Below are 14,897 nucleotides of genomic sequence, written 5' to 3'. Positions count from 1 at the left end.
CCAGCGACGGCAGCCAGCGCGAACTACGCGCCCTCCTCGACCGGTTGGAGGCCGCCGGCGTCGAGGCGGACGAACTCACCGTCCACACCCCCGACCTCGACGACGTCTTCTTCGCCCTCACCGGCGACACCCACCACACCGAGCGCACCGACCAGTCCAAGGAGTCCGTCCGATGAGCTCTCTCGCCCTCGCCGTGCGCGACTCGTCCACGATGCTGCGCCGCAACCTGCTGCACGCCCGCCGCTACCCGTCCATGACGCTGAACCTGCTGCTCACACCGGTCATGCTGCTGTTGCTGTTCGTCTACATCTTCGGCGACGCGATGAGCGGCGGCGCGGGCCGGGACGCCTACATCGCCTACCTCGTCCCCGGCATCCTGCTGATGACCATCGGCTCCACCACCATCGGCACCGCGGTGTCCGTCTCCACCGACATGAACGAGGGCATCATCGCCCGCTTCCGCACCATGGCCATCCACCGCGGATCGGTGCTCGTCGGACACGTCGTCGGCAGTGTGCTCCAGTGCCTGGCCAGCGTGGTCCTCGTCGGCGCCGTCGGCGTGGCCATCGGGTTCCGATCCACCGACGCCACGGTCCTGGAGTGGCTGGCGGCCTTCGGGCTGCTCACCGGATTCGCCCTGGCGCTCACCTGGATCGCGGTCGGCATGGGACTGGTCAGTCCCAACGCCGAGGCGGCCAGCAACAACGCGATGCCGCTGATCTTCCTGCCGCTGATCTCCAGCGCCTTCGTGCCCCTGGACGGCATGCCGGGCTGGTTCCGCCCGATCGCCGAGTACCAGCCCTTCACCCCGGCCATCGAGACCCTGCGCGGACTCCTCCTCGGCACCGAGATCGGCCACAACGGCTGGCTCGCCCTCGGCTGGTGCCTCGGACTGGCCGCACTCGGCTGGTTCTGGGCCGCCGCCAAGTTCGACAGCGACCCGAAGTAACGGCGGTGACCGTGCGGGCGGCCCCCCGCACCTCGCCCCACCACGAAGGCGGCGTACCCCGACCCGGTGTCGGTGTACGCCGCCCTTTCGGTACGCGGACGCGCTGTCGTCAGTGCCTGGGCATCTCCATCGGACGGTTCCGCCAGGGACGGCACACGCCCAGGAAGGCGGCCATCGCGGCCAGCGCACTGCACAGTTGGACCGTGGCCATCGGCACCGCGCTCTCCTTGCCGGCGATCCCGACGAGCGAGGAGGCGATCGCGCCCATGACGAAGCACGACGTACCGACCAGCGCGGAGGCGGAACCCGCGGCGTGCGGGGTGCGCATCAGGGCGAGCGCGTTGGTGTTGGGCAGGATCAGGCCCAGCGAGGAGATCATGACGAACAGACAGGACGAGATCGCGAACGTACCCGCCTTCCCGAAGACGCCCTGGGTCACCAGCAGCAGCGCCAGCCCGCCGGCGGCGAGCAGTGCCAGCCCGTACCCGAGGACCTTGTCCAGCCGGACCCGGCCCACCAGGAGCTTGCCGTTGATCTGGCCGGTCACCAGCAGACCGAAGGAGTTGAGGCCGAACAGCAGCGAGAACGTCTGGGGAGAGGCCCCGTAGATGTCCTGGATCACGAACGGCGAGGCGGCGATGTAGGAGAACAGCGCCCCGTACGCGAAGCCGTTCGTCATCAGGTACCCGGTGAAGACCCGGTCGATGAACAGCCCGCGCATGATCCACAGGGCCCCGCGCACCCCGCCGCGCTGACGCCGCTCGGGCGGCAGCGTCTCCGGCAGCCGGCGCCAGACCAGCACGGTGAGCGCGATGCCGATCGCGGTGAGAACGACGAAGATGCCACGCCAGTTGGTGAAGTGCAGGACCTGGCCGCCCATCACGGGCGCGACGATCGGGGCCACGCTGGATATCAGCAGCAGCGTGGAGAAGAACCTGGCCATGGAGAGACCGTCGTAGAGGTCGCGGACGACGGCCCTGGCGATGACGATGCCCGCCGAGCCGGCGAGTCCCTGGAGCACCCGGAAGGCGATCAGCATCTCGACGTTGGGGGCGAGCGCGCACATCGCGGCGGCGACGACGTAGACCATCAGTCCGGCCAGCAGTGGTCCGCGCCGGCCCCACCGGTCGCTCATCGGTCCCACCACGAGCTGCCCGATCGCCATACCGGCGAGGCACGCGGTGAGGGTCAGCTGGACGGTCGTCGCGGTCGAACCCAGGCTGCGGGTGACCTCCGGCAGAGCCGGGAGGTACATGTCCATCGACATCGGCGGTACCGCGGCGAGGGCGCCGAGGAGGAACGTGATGAGGAGCCCGGTCCGGCGCACCGACCGGTCCGCGCGGGCCGAGTCCACCCCACCTCTGGCCGGGGATCGCGCCCCTGGGAATCGCCTGCCTTTGGCGGTGGCTTCCTCGGCTTGCTGAGACATGCGCCCTCCGCGTCCAGTCGTTACATGGCTATCGCCGATGCTCGCAGCAGACCGCTACAGAAACGGCAGCGTGTGGGTTGCGCCTGAAGCGAGCCGATACCGCGACAAGGCCGTTGATCTGCCCGGGTCGAGAGTCGTCAGCGTGCGGCTCGAGTCTTCCTCGGAACGGATCGGAGCACTTTTGGACGGCCTTGGCGAGGCGAGTTCGGCCGTGTCACTATTCCTGCACGCCTTCCCTGCCCGAAATCAATTCCGGGGCAGTGGACTGAGCCCGAGTCCACCGGTTCTCCACTGGTGAGACCGCGTCCGTGCCCGTTACGGCACAGGTTTCCACTCGCCGTCAGATCCCCGCGCGCCGCGGTGTTTTCTTCCCGTGCTGCGCTCGCTTCGGAAGCTGTGCGCAGATTCTTCACGTACAGAAGGCAGATTCTAGAGAAAGTAGAGCCCAGATATGCCCAGGCTATGCAAGCCCGCGGTGAGCGCGCCGGAACACGTCATCACGATCGAAGAGACTCTCGAGTTCGCCGCGAAAGCCCATGCGGGAAAGCCGCAGCTTCCCCTGGCGCTCCGGCTGATCCGGAACACCGGAGTGCTGAAGCGGCATATCGTCCAGCCGATCGAGCAGACCCTCAAGCACCCGGGACTGACGGAGCGCAACCGCGTCTACGAGGCCGAGTCCAAGCGGTGGACCCCGCCGGTCATCGAAGAGGCACTGCGCAACGCCGACGTCGCCGCCCGTGACATCGACGCCATCATCTACGTGTCGTGCACCGGCTTCAGCATGCCGTCGCTCACCGCCTGGCTGATCAACAAGCTCGGCTTCCGGCCCGACACCCGCCAGATACCCATCGCCCAGCTCGGCTGCGCGGCGGGCGGCGCGGCGGTCAACCGCGCCCACGACTTCTGCCTGGCCCACCCCGGCAGCAACGTCCTGATCGTCTCCTGCGAGCTGTGCTCGCTGTGCTACCAGCCCGACGCCGACGACATCGGCTCGCTGCTGTCCGACGGTCTGTTCGGCGACGCGGTCGCGGCCGCCGTGGTGCGCGGCAACGGCGGTGTGGGCATCGAGCTGGAGCGCAACGCCTCCTACCTCATCCCCGACACCGAGGACTGGATCTCCTACGCGGTCAAGGACACCGGCTTCCACTTCCAGCTGGACCGCAGGGTGCCCGGCACGATGGAGCCGCTCGCGCCGGTGCTGCGCGAGTTCGCCAAGGACCACAGCTGGGACGCCGGCAAGCTCGACTTCTACATCGTCCACGCCGGTGGCCCGCGCATCCTCGACGACCTCGCCAAGTTCCTGGAGGTCGACCGCTCGGTGTTCCGGCACAGCTGGTCGACCCTGACCGAGTACGGGAACATCGCCAGCGCCGTCGTCTTCGACGCGGCCCGCAGGCTGTTCGAGGAGGACGCCCCCGCCCAGGACGCCACCGGCCTCATCGCGGGCTTCGGTCCCGGTATCACCGCCGAGATGGCGCTGGGCCGCTGGAGCGTCGACGGCCCCGAGACGCTGGACTGAATCAGCTCCGACGGAACCGGCACCCTCGCTCGAGTGAAATTCTGCGCGGACAAAGGAAGCTGACCCCATGACAGGCCTCATCCTCCCGCCCGGTCAGGGGCGAAAGCTGATCACCAAGGCGCAGGAAGTGACCTTCAAGGCCACACAGGAGCATGGCTCCGCCATATCGATCTTCGAGGTGGTCGTACCGCCCGGATTCGATGTGGGGGCGCATGTGCACGCCGATTCGCAGGAGTTCTTCTACGTCCTGGAAGGGGAACTCCAGCTCCTGGCTTTCGAGCCGACCCGGCGCACCGAGAAGGACTGGCACGAATGGGAGTCGCCCGACGGCGACAAGGCCGTCCGGGCCACCGAGGGTGCCTGCATGTTCGTGCCGTCCGGAACACCGCATGCATTCAGGAACGCCTCAGAAAAACCGGCGCGCATGCTGTTCCAGTGCTATCCGTCACCGATTCACGAGCGTTACTTCGAGGAGATCGCGGAGATCTGGGCGGCCGGGGGCATCAATCCCGACGCCATCGACGAGATGCGCAAGCGCTATGACGTCAGTCAGATCACGCCGCAGCGCTACGAACCGCCGGTCCTTCTCGATTCCCCGTCCTCCGAACCGCGCGGAGCGTAAACCAAGATGAGCGACATCGACAAGATCCCCCTGGTCTTCGCGAGCCTGGGGGAGCAGGAGCTGGCGGCCGTCGCCGAGGTGTTCGCCTCGGGCTGGGCGGCCGGCCAGGGCCCCAAGGGACAGGCCCTCGAGGCGCAGTTGAAGGAACGCTACGCAGCCGGGGACGCGGTCGCGGTGAGCAACTGCGGCGCCGCCCTGCACCTGGCGATGCTCGCGTTCGGCGTGAAGCCGGGCGACGAGGTCATCGTCGCCGACTACACCTTCCCCGCCCCCGCCCACGCGGTGCGCTACGTCGGCGCGACTCCCGTCTTCGCCGACGTGCGCGCCGACACCGGCACCGTGGACCCGCAGGTGGTGGCGGACCTCGTCACCTCCCGGACCGTCGGCATCATCGCCGTCGACACCGTCGGCCTGCCCGCGGACTACACCGAGCTCCAGGCCATCGCCGACCGGCACGGGCTGTTCCTCGTCGAGGACGCCGCCTGTGCGGTCGGCGCGACCTACCAGGGGCGCGAGGCGGGCGCGCTCGCCGAGGTGGGCTGTCTGTCCTTCCACGGCCGCAAGGGCGCCACCAGTGGCGAGGGCGGCGCGTTCATCGCCACCGACCCGGCCATCGGGGCGAAGGCGCGGCAGCTGTCGGCCTTCGGCATCGGCAGCATCTTCGACATGGGCCAGGTCATCGGCCTGCCGATCCCCGAGTTCACCGAGATCGGCTACAACTTCAAGCTCTCCGACATCGCCGCGGCGATCCTGACGGTGCAGCTGCGCCGTATCGAGGAGCTGCTGGCCCGCCGCAGCGCCGTCGCCGCCCGCTACGCCGAACTCCTCGCCGACGAGGAGCTGCTGACCCTGCCGCACGTCCCGGCGGACCGCACCCACGCCTGGCAGTCCTACCTGGTGACGCTGGACGCGAGCGTCGACCGCGGGGCCGTCGCCACCGAGCTGCGCGCCCAGGGCATCGGCACCCTGCACGGCACCTGGGCCAACCATGTGCAGCCCGCCTTCGAGGCCAAGCAGGTGTGCCCGGTCTCGGCGGACCTCTTCCGACGCAACCTCGGCATACCCATGCACGCCGAGCTGACCATGAACCAGGTCGAGCGGGTGACCGAGGTCCTGCGCGGCGCGCTGCGCACCCACGCCAAGCCCACTCGCACCCTGAAGGGAGCGGCATGACGAACAACCAGCCTGCACCGGACGGTGTGATGAGGCTGATCAACGGCTACTGGAACACCGGGGTCATCGGCGCCGCGGCCACCCACTCGGTCTTCACCCATCTGGAGAACGGCGCGGGCACGGCCGCCGAGGTCGCCGCCCGCGCCGAGATCTCCGAGCGGGGCGCGCAGAGCCTGCTCGACGGCCTGGTCAGCGTGGAGCTGGTGGTGCTCGAGGACGGGCGGTACCGCAACACCCCCGAGGCGTCCGCCTTCCTGGTCGAGGGCAAGCCCGCCTCACTGGCCGGGTTCGCCAGGCTGAAGCTCCAGCACACCGGCAGCCTCGTCGACCTTCCCGAGGTCGTGCGCGTCGGCGGTCCGCTGGCCGGCGGCGAGACCGAGGTGGCCGACAACCCGCACTGGGAGGGCATCGTCCCGGCCATCGCCGCGGTGTCGGTGCCCGCCGCGGAAACCGGTGCCGAGGCGCTCGGCATCGCCGACGCGGGCGAGATCTCGATCCTCGACGTGGGTGGCGGCTCGGGCATCTACTCGTCGATCTGGCTGAAGGCCAACCCGGTGGCCCGCGCGGTCCAGCTCGACTGGGAGCCGATCAACGCCATCGCCCGCCGACTGGTGGGGGAGCAGGGCGTGGGTGACCGTTTCACCACCCTCGACGGCGACTTCCACACCACCGACTTCGGCACCGGGCTGTACGACATCGCCGTGTACTCCCACATCGCGCATCAGGAGAACGCCGAGAGCAACATCGAGGTGTTCAGCCGGCTGCGCAGGGCGCTCAAGCCCGGCGGTGCGCTCGTGGTCGCCGACTACGTCGTCGACGACGACCGTGGCGCTCCGGCGTTCCCGCTGCTGTTCGCCCTGGAGATGCTGCTCAAGAGCAACGACGGCGGCACCTGGCGGCGCTCCGACTACCGCGACTGGCTTGTCAAGGCCGGCTTCGAGGACGTGTCGTTCCACGCCGCGGCGCCCGCCACGATGGTCATCGCCCGCTGACGGAAGGCCGGTTCGCCGTGGTGACAACGAACGACAAGGACATGCGGGACGACACCGACCCGGCAGATCTCGCGATCATCGAGGAAGTCTCCCGGCTGGTGGGAGTGGACTGCTCGGCCAAGACGGTCCGGTCGATCCTGTCCGCGTACGGCAACACCCTGGAGCGGGCCGTCGTCGCCTTCCGGGTGGCGACGGGGGAGCGCAACTCGGGTGACGTCGACTGCCGTTACACGATGCTCCCGCCGGAGCTCGACCCGTACGCGGTGGCCGTCGAGCACGGGCTGATCGAGGCGACGGACCACCCTGTCGGCAGCCTGCTGGCGGAGTTGCACGCGGGCTTTCCCATCGGGTTCAGCGGTATCGACTTCGGGGTCGTCGGCGGCTTCAAGAAGACCTGGTCCTTCTTCCCGCTCGACGACCTCAAGCCGCTGTCCGAACTGGTCGCGCTGGAGTCGATGCCGGCCGCCGCGGCCGGGAACCTCGAGCTTTTCACCCGGTACGGCGTCGCCGACAAGGTGAGCCTGGTCGGCATCGACTACCGGCACCGGTCGGTGAACCTGTACTTCGGGGCGGCGCCCGCCTCGGTGTTCCGGCCCGAGACGCTCACCTCGCTCCTGGCGGAGGTCGGGCTGCCAGCGCCGAGCGAACGGCTGCTGCGGTTCGCAGGTGGGGCGTTCGGCATCTACGCCACCCTGACCTGGGACTCCCCGAAGGTCCAGCGGATCACCATCGCCGCCATGACCGACGACCCGCACTCCCTGCCGGTGACCATCGAGCCGGACATCGAGGACTTCCTGAAGAACTCGCCCTACCGCACCGACGGCCACCAGTTCGTCTACGCGATCACGGTGGCGCCCGGCGGTGAGTACCACAAGCTCCAGTCGTACTACCGATGGCGATCCCAGGTGGAGACCACCCTGCTGGTGCCCGACAGCCAGTAGCCCGAGGCCGGCCACCCCCGCACCCCAGCCGAATCCGTCGAAGGAAACGATCATGAACATTGCCCTGTGGATCATCGCGGGAGTCCTGGGCGCGGCCTGCCTGGCGGGCGGTGCCCAGAAGCTGGCCCAGCCCCGGCAGAAGCTGGCCGCCGCCGGTTACGGCTGGGTCGACGACTTCGGCGACGGCGGTGTCAAGGCCATCGGCGCCCTGGAGGTGCTGGCCGGGCTGGGCCTGATCCTGCCCGCCGCGCTGGACATCGCGCCGGTGCTGGTGCCGATCGCCGCGACCGGCCTGGTGCTGCTGATGATCGGCGCCGCCCTCACCCATCTGCGCCGCCACGAGTCCCAGGCGATCGTGGTGAACCTGGTCCTGCTCGCCGTCGCCGCCTTCGTGGCGTGGGGCCGCTTCGGCCCCCACTCCTTCTGACGCTCCCCCCCGCCGCGGCCCTTTGGTTCTGTCCCCGCACCCGCACCGAGCCGGCGACCGCCCGGACGTTCACCCGCCCATCACAAAGGAGACAGCCCAGATGAAGGGCTCTGTGGCCTATCGATCGATACAGAAGCGCGGTCTTCACATCGGCCTGCTGCCGGAGATGGCGGCCGCGGTCAACCCGGCGACCCCCATCAGCCTCGACCACGACCTGGGCGTGCTGCCCGAAGCGGGCCGCCGTCTGACGGTGGCCCAGTACGCCGACCACGTCGACGACCTGGCGGGCCGCCTGTGGGCGGCCGGAGTCCGGCCCGACGAACGCGTCGTCATCTACAAAACGGCCAACGCCGACCACTGGATGCTGGCCGCCGCCGTCTCCCGCGTCGGCGGTGTCGTGGTCAACCTCTCGCCGGCCCTCGACCCCGCCACCGTGGGCGTCCTGCTGGAGCGGGTGGACCAGCCGACGCTGCTCACCGACGGCGCCAAGTTCGACCACCTCGCCGACCTGCCGCTGGCGGACCTCACCCGGCGGGTCATCGTCTCCGACGCCGACCGGCCCGGGACCGTCCCGCTCGCCGGGCTCGCCGGCAGCCCCCGCGTCGCCCCCGTCGTGCGGCCCATCGACGAGGCCGCCGTCATCACCCACACCTCCGGCACCACCGGCATTCCCAAGCTGGTCGTGCACACCCCCCGCACCCAGGGCATCCGCCTGGTCCCGCAGTGGCGGCTGCTGTCGCTGATGCGGAAGAAGGAGACCGTCGCGATCAACGTGCCCTTCGTGCACTCGCGGATGGTCGCCGCGATGTCCCTGGCACTGCTGCGGGAGTACCCGGTCCTGCTGATGCGGGAGACGGGCCCCGCCGAGGTCGCCGAGCAGTTCCTCCGGCACCGCCCGGCATTCGTCGAGGCGCTGCCCAACTCGCTCATGGAGTGGGAGGAACTCGCCGACGACCCGCGCGCCCCGTTCGGGTCGGTGAAGGTCTTCAGCAGCACCTTCGACGCCATCCACCCCGCCACGATGAGCAAGCTGCTGCACGCCTCCGACCGGCGCGGCGCCCTGTTCTTCCAGATCTACGGGCAGAGCGAGGTCGGTCCGGCCGTCGGCCGCGCCTACTTCCGCGGCTCCGCCCACAAGGCGAACGGCCGCTGCGTCGGCTGGGCCATGCCCAAGGGCGCCGCACGCATCCGGGTGGTCAGCCGCGACGGCAACCCGCCCTCCGAGACCGACCCCGGCTACATCGACGTCGCCTGGGACGGCATCGCCAAGACCTACTTCGGTGAGCAGGACCGCTACGACACCAACCGCGACGGCGAGTGGTGGCGCACCGGAGACGTCGGCTACCGCACCCGGTTCGGCTGCCTGCACCTGCTCGACCGCGAGATCGACATGATCCCCGGGGTGAAGAGCTCCCTGGAGATCGAGGACGTCGTCCTCGGCCGGCTGCGCGAACTGACCGAACTGGTCGTCGTGCAGGGCCCGAAGGGCGAACCGGTCCCGGTGATCTGCACCGTCGACGACCGACCACTCGACCTGGACCGCTGGCGCACGGCGGCCGCCGAGTTCCCCCGGCTCGCCGACCCTGTGCAGATCCCGCAGGCCGAACTGCCGAGGACCGCCACGCTCAAGGTCCAACGGCTCGCGCTGGCCCGGCGGTTCGAGAACCGACTCCAGGAGCAGGCGTGAGCGGCGAGCGGCGTGCCGACGCGGCCCTGACGCCACAACAACCGAAGGGGACCAACGCCTTGACACCGGAAGCCGTGCTCGCCCGATTCCGCGAGTACATGGTGGGACCGTCGCGGTTCATGACCCTGCTGTCCGTCTTCGAGCTGGGCGTCGTCGACGCGCTGCGCGAGTCCCCCGGCCTGACGGCCGCCGAACTGGGCGAGAAGGCCGGGGCCAAGGCGGACGCCCTCGAACAACTGCTGTTCCTGCTGGTCAAGGAAGGCTTCGTCGCCTACGACGAGACCACCGGCGGCTACCGACTGGACGCTCTCGCCGACGTCCCCGAGGCGGACCTCGCGCGGGCCCTGGCCTACATGAACCTGATCAAGGTGGTGGCGCTGCGCCAGCTCTACTACCTCACCGAGTCCACCCGCACCGGCACGGTCGTCGGCCTGAAGGAGCTCTACGGCGCCGAAGGCACCCTCTACGACGCGGTGGCCGACCACCAGGATCTCAACGACTCCTGGCTGAAGCTGATGAACACGGTCACCGCCAACATCGACCCCTGGTTCTTCGCCAACATCGACATCCCGGCCGGCTCCCGGGTCCTCGACGTCGCCGGCAACACCGGCCTCGGCGCGATCCACACCTACCGGCACAAGGCGTCCGACGGACTGACCGTCACCACCTTCGACCTGCCGGACAAGGAGCCCAGGGCACTGGCGAACTTCCGGGCCGAGGGCCTGGAGGAGCACCTGTCCTTCATCGGCGGCAACGTCTTCGACGAGATCCCCAAGGGGTTCGACGTCGTCCTGATCAAGCACTTCCTCGACATGTTCGACCGGGGCAACGTGCTCAAAATCCTCCAGGGGGTCAACGCCTCCCTCGAGCCCGGCGGCCAGGTCCACATCCTGGTGCCGGTGTACCCCGAGGACATCAAGGAGACCGACAACTACAACGTCGACTTCTTCCCGGCCTTCTTCATCGGCGCCGCCATGGGCGAGGGCGGCCCGCAGAAGCTGTCGGTCTATCAGAGCCTGCTGGAGGAGGCCGGGTTCAAGGTGACGCAGACGATCACCAAGGACGCCTCCGAGATCCCGCCGGACGTCATTCCCGTCCAGGCCGTCCTCAGCGCGTCAAAGGTCGCCTGAGCGCTGTCGGCCGGGCCGTTCGTGGAGACCTTCGGCACCCACCCGTTCACCACCGCTACCGAAAGAGGTCGGTTGCCTTGACACCGGAAGCCACACTGGCGCGGTTCCGCGAGTACATGGTGGGACCGTCCCGGTTCATGACCCTGGTGTCCTGCTTCGAGCTGGGCATCATCGACGCGCTGCGAGAGCGGCCCGGCCTGAGCGCCGCGGAGCTGGGCGAAGTGGCCGGCGCCAAGCCGGACGCCGTGGAACAGCTCCTGCTGCTGCTGGTCAAGGAGGGCTTCGTCGCCCAGGACGAGACCACCGGCGCATACCGCCTCGACGGGCTCGCGGGCGTCTCCGAGAAGCTGATCGACCAGGCGCTCGCCGACCTCTACATGATCAAGGCGATCACGCTGCGGCAGCTCTTCTACCTCACCGAGACCGTCCGCAGCGGCGAGGTCGTCGCCCTCAAGGAGCTCTACGGCTACGACGGCGACCTCTACGGCGCCCTCGGTGAACTGCCCGAACTGCGCGAGCCCTGGGCCAAGTTGATGGACACCGTCACCGCGCACGTCGACCCCTGGTTCTTCGAGAACATCGACATACCGGCCGGGTCCCAGGTGCTCGACCTCGCCGGGAACACCGGGCTCGGCGCCATCGACACCCTCAAACTGAAGGGCTCGCCCGGACTTCGGGTCACCACCTTCGACCTTCCCGACAAGGAAGAGGAGTGCCTGGCCAACTTCCGGGCCCACGGTGTGGAAGAGACCTGCTCGTTCGTCGGCGGGGATGTCTTCGAGGGCGTTCCGCAGGGGTTCGACGTCGTACTGATCAAGCACTTCCTGCCCATGTTCGACAAGGGTGACGTCCTGCGGATCCTCGACGGCGTCAGCAAGTCGCTGGAAGTCGGCGCGCAGGTGCACGTGCTGGTGCCGGTGTTCCCCGAGGACATCAAGGACCCCGAGAACTACACCGTCGACTTCTACTCCAGCTTCTTCGTCGGCTGCACGATGGGCAAGGGCGGCCCGCAGAAGCTGTCCACCTGGCAGAACTGGCTCGAGGAATCCGGGCTCAAGGTCACCAAGGCGGTCATGGACGACTGGGCGAACCTGCCTCCGCACGCCCTCACCGCGGAAGCGGTCCTGTCCGCGACGAAGGTCGCCTGACATACGTCGAGTTGGCGTCGAGCCGACGTCAAGCACCGCGTACGAGCATATTTCTCGCAGTTCCGGAAGGAACGAAGGCTGAAGCCTGGAGGATCAATGTCCGTGTCAGAAAAAGCGGAAGCCGTGTATTCCGCGATCGAGGAAGCGTCCGGTCTGCTGGACATCGCATTCCCCCGGGACAAGGTCCGCTCGGTCCTGGACGCCTTCGGCGAGGGGGTCTCCGAGGAGTCCCTGGTCGTCCTCGCGATGGCCGGCGGTGAGCGCCACCGCGGGGACATCGACTACAACTTCACGGTGCCGATCGAGGGCGGCGACCCGTACGAGACCGCCGTGCGGGAGGGCTGGATCGACAAGACCGACCACCCCGTCGCCAACATCGTCCCCGAGATCCTCGACAACTGTGCCGTCACCTTCTACGGCATCGAGTGCGGGGTCGTCGGCGGATTCAAGAAGACGTACATCTTCTTCCCCCTGGACGACCTCGGCGACCTCTCGGTGCTCGCCTCGCTGCCGTCCATGCCGAAGAGCCTGGCCGGGCACGCCCGCACCTTCACCGAACTCGGTCTCGAAAAGCGTGTGTCGATCGTGGGGATCGACTACACGAAGAAGACGGTGAACATCTACTTCATGGCCGGCGGCCTCACGGAGGAGACCGTTCTGTCGGTGCTGCACGACACCGATCTGCCGAAGCCGAGCACGCCGGAGCTGCTGGAGTTCGTCCAGAACTCCTTCTCGATCTACCCGACCTTCAGCTACGACTCCCCGCAGATCGACCGGATCTGCTTCTCGGTGGTGAGCCCGAACCCGCAGTCGTATCCGACGACGCTCTTCCCGGAGATCTCGGACTTCGCGAAGAACGCCCCCTACGAGTACGACGGCGCGCGCGTCCTCGTCTACGGCGAGACGATCTCCCGCGAGGAGGAGTACCACAAGCTCGCGGTGTACTTCCGCCGGCCGGCCTCCTTCTGGAACAACCTTCCGCTGGCCGCCACCTTCGAGAAGCTCGTGGCCGCCTGGCGCGCCGAGCAGTGACAGCGCAGCCCATACCTACAGCGCAGCCGATTCAGGCAGCACAGACAGCAGTGGCAGCAGGAGGAGCAGTGTCCGAAACCGTTGGGATCGAGGAGCGCAGCGCCGCCGTCGACACGCTGGGTGGTGTGATCGGCGAGGCCGGCGCCGCCGCCCTCGACGGACCGCGTGAGCAGCTGACCGAGAGCGCCCTGCGCGCGGCCTTCGCGCTGTGGGAGGACCCGGAGGTACGGCCGAAGCTCCTCGGCATCCTCCAGGCCGCGGTCAACAGCGAGGAGGGCGCGGAGCAGATGCGCCGGTTCATCGCCGAGCAGCTCTTCGCCCAGGCCGGGAAGTCGATCGGCGCCACCGACCTGGACATCTACCAGATGGCCGAGTTCCTGGGTGTGCCGCCGGTCAACTTCGGCGCGGCGGCCGGGCAGGTCTGGGGCGCCGTCCTGATGCGCTACGTCATCAAGCTCGAGCCGATCGCCTCCATACCGGTCGACGACCTGATCAAGCTGATCAACCCCACGCTCCACCGCTACCTCGGCGTACCGCAGCAGTGACCTGAGCAGGGGACCCGCAGGTTCGGCCGAAGCTCCTCGGCATCCTCCAGACCGAGCGCCCGCGCCGCCCCCGGCACTTCGGGGGCGGTGTTCGTCGCGCCCCGCTCCGCCCCGTCCCCGCACCCCGGCACCCGCACTCCGGCGCCCGCGTCCGGCGCCGTTGCCCACCCGCTCCGACCGACCCCGCCTCACGCCGAAGCACCGCACCGCACAAGGAGATGTGTCGTGACCACTGAAGTGATCCCCCAGCCCGTCCGGGGCCAGGAATCGGCTGCCGACGCGCGGCGCACCGTCGAGGAGCTGCTTCAGCGGGTGCAGGACCGGCTGAGCGGCTTCCTCGCCGCCGAGCGCGCCCGCTACGCCGAGGTGGACGAGCGGGCAGTCGTCGCCATCGACGCGCTGTCCGACCTGGTCGAAGCCGGCGGCAAGCTGGTCCGCCCGGCGTTCTGCCTGGCCGGCTACCTCGCCGCGGGCGGCGACCCCGAGGCCCCCGGCATCATCGACGCCGCCGCGGCCCTGGAGATGCTGCACATCTCCGCCCTCGTCCACGACGACGTCCTGGACGACTCCCGTACCCGGCGCGGCAAGCCCGCCGTCCACGTCCTGCACTCCTCGCTGCACCGCAGCCGCGGCTGGCAGGGCGAGGCCCGCCGGTTCGGCGAGGGCGTCGCCCTCCTGGTCGGCGACCTGGCGCTGGTCTACTCCGACGAGCTGATGTCGCACGCCCCGGCGACGGCCGGCCCCGAATGGCACCGACTGCGCTCCGAGGTGATGATCGGCCAGTACATGGACGTCGCCGCGGCCGCCGAGTTCTCCGTCGACCCCGGACTCTCCCGGCTGATCGCACTGATCAAGTCCGGCCGGTACACCATCCACCGCCCCCTGGTCGTCGGCGCCAGCGCGGCCGGCCGCGCTGATCTGGCCCCCGCTCTCGCGGAGTACGGCGAGGCGGTCGGTGAGGCGTTCCAGCTCCGCGACGACCTGCTCGACGCGTTCGGCGACGCCGCGCAGACCGGCAAGACCGCCGGCCTCGACTTCAGCCAGCACAAGATGACCCTCCTGCTGGGCTGGGCGATGCAGCGCGACGCCCACATCCACGGCCTCATCACCGAGCCCGGACACACCCCCGACGAGGTACGCGGCCGACTGCTGGACACCGGCGTCCCCGAGGAGGTCGAACGGCACATCGCCGGCCTCGTCGACCAGGGCTGCGCGGCCATCGCCGACGCCCCCATAGGCCCGCAGTGGCGCAGCGAACTGACGAACATGGCCCTGCGCGTGGCCTACCGGAACAAGTGACCCG

14 protein-coding genes and 1 pseudogene are annotated in these 14,897 nt (G+C 69.1%); 14 read left to right on the top strand and 1 reads right to left on the bottom strand.

The annotated features are described in order from the left end of the window. Positions 1 to 176: pseudogene (locus tag ABKA17_RS46655) on the top strand (ABC transporter); the annotation flags it as partial. Beyond that, positions 173 to 949 carry an ABC transporter permease gene (locus ABKA17_RS46650; RefSeq protein WP_353698553.1) on the top strand — a complete coding sequence of 259 codons (777 nt, stop codon included), beginning with the start codon at positions 173 to 175 and terminating at the stop codon, positions 947 to 949. The pseudogene ABKA17_RS46655 and the gene ABKA17_RS46650, both read left to right, overlap by 4 nt. 109 nt (positions 950 to 1,058) lie before the next feature. Here the strand turns inward: ABKA17_RS46650 and ABKA17_RS46645 are convergent, their stop codons facing one another. Continuing rightward, on the bottom strand, positions 1,059 to 2,378 hold the full coding sequence (locus tag ABKA17_RS46645; protein ID WP_353698552.1) for a multidrug effflux MFS transporter: 1,320 nt from the start codon (positions 2,376 to 2,378) through the stop codon (positions 1,059 to 1,061). 451 nt (positions 2,379 to 2,829) lie between these two features. Here ABKA17_RS46645 and ABKA17_RS46640 point away from each other — a divergent pair, with 451 nt between their 5' ends. The 12 genes from ABKA17_RS46640 (at position 2,830) to ABKA17_RS46585 (ending at position 14,893) form a co-directional block, all read left to right on the top strand. Next, positions 2,830 to 3,897, top strand: a complete 1,068-nt coding sequence (locus ABKA17_RS46640; protein ID WP_353698551.1) for a type III polyketide synthase — start codon at positions 2,830 to 2,832, stop codon at positions 3,895 to 3,897. A gap of 67 nt (positions 3,898 to 3,964) precedes the next feature. After that, positions 3,965 to 4,519, top strand: coding sequence for a cupin domain-containing protein (locus ABKA17_RS46635; RefSeq protein ID WP_353698550.1), 555 nt, complete (start codon positions 3,965 to 3,967; stop codon positions 4,517 to 4,519). 15 nt (positions 4,520 to 4,534) lie between these two features. Then, positions 4,535 to 5,692, top strand: a complete 1,158-nt coding sequence (locus ABKA17_RS46630; protein ID WP_353698556.1) for a DegT/DnrJ/EryC1/StrS family aminotransferase — start codon at positions 4,535 to 4,537, stop codon at positions 5,690 to 5,692. Further along, positions 5,689 to 6,684, top strand: coding sequence for a class I SAM-dependent methyltransferase (locus ABKA17_RS46625; protein WP_353698549.1), 996 nt, complete (start codon positions 5,689 to 5,691; stop codon positions 6,682 to 6,684). Before ABKA17_RS46630 ends, ABKA17_RS46625 begins: the two co-directional genes overlap by 4 nt. A 17-nt stretch (positions 6,685 to 6,701) precedes the next feature. Beyond that, the gene (locus ABKA17_RS46620; RefSeq protein WP_353698548.1) at positions 6,702 to 7,625 is read left to right on the top strand and encodes an aromatic prenyltransferase; all 924 of its coding nucleotides are present in this window, start codon (positions 6,702 to 6,704) and stop codon (positions 7,623 to 7,625) included. A 52-nt stretch (positions 7,626 to 7,677) separates the two neighbouring features. Next, on the top strand, positions 7,678 to 8,052 hold the full coding sequence (locus tag ABKA17_RS46615) for a DoxX family protein (RefSeq protein ID WP_353698547.1): 375 nt from the start codon (positions 7,678 to 7,680) through the stop codon (positions 8,050 to 8,052). A gap of 100 nt (positions 8,053 to 8,152) precedes the next feature. Further along, positions 8,153 to 9,739, top strand: coding sequence for a class I adenylate-forming enzyme family protein (locus tag ABKA17_RS46610; protein WP_353698546.1), 1,587 nt, complete (start codon positions 8,153 to 8,155; stop codon positions 9,737 to 9,739). Continuing rightward, the gene (locus ABKA17_RS46605) at positions 9,736 to 10,869 is read left to right on the top strand and encodes a methyltransferase (protein WP_353698545.1); all 1,134 of its coding nucleotides are present in this window, start codon (positions 9,736 to 9,738) and stop codon (positions 10,867 to 10,869) included. Before ABKA17_RS46610 ends, ABKA17_RS46605 begins: the two co-directional genes overlap by 4 nt. 77 nt (positions 10,870 to 10,946) lie before the next feature. After that, the gene (locus tag ABKA17_RS46600) at positions 10,947 to 12,017 is read left to right on the top strand and encodes a methyltransferase (RefSeq protein WP_353698544.1); all 1,071 of its coding nucleotides are present in this window, start codon (positions 10,947 to 10,949) and stop codon (positions 12,015 to 12,017) included. 102 nt (positions 12,018 to 12,119) lie between these two features. Further along, positions 12,120 to 13,049 (top strand): aromatic prenyltransferase, encoded by a 930-nt coding sequence (locus tag ABKA17_RS46595; RefSeq protein ID WP_353698543.1) that lies wholly within the window; start codon positions 12,120 to 12,122, stop codon positions 13,047 to 13,049. A 68-nt stretch (positions 13,050 to 13,117) separates the two neighbouring features. Then, entirely contained in the window at positions 13,118 to 13,594 is a 477-nt protein-coding gene (locus tag ABKA17_RS46590; protein WP_353698542.1) for a TetR/AcrR family transcriptional regulator, read from the top strand. A gap of 225 nt (positions 13,595 to 13,819) precedes the next feature. Continuing rightward, positions 13,820 to 14,893: a polyprenyl synthetase family protein gene (locus tag ABKA17_RS46585; protein ID WP_353698541.1), complete on the top strand. Its 1,074-nt coding sequence runs from the start codon at positions 13,820 to 13,822 to the stop codon at positions 14,891 to 14,893. Positions 14,894 to 14,897: the final 4 nt, after the last annotated feature.

The organism is Streptomyces sp. RG80, from assembly GCF_040446465.1.
In the GTDB taxonomy this organism is placed as follows: Bacteria; Actinomycetota; Actinomycetes; order Streptomycetales; family Streptomycetaceae; genus Streptomyces.
The sequence above is the reverse complement of the archived record's forward strand: the minus strand, read 5'-3'. Positions and strand labels throughout refer to the sequence as shown.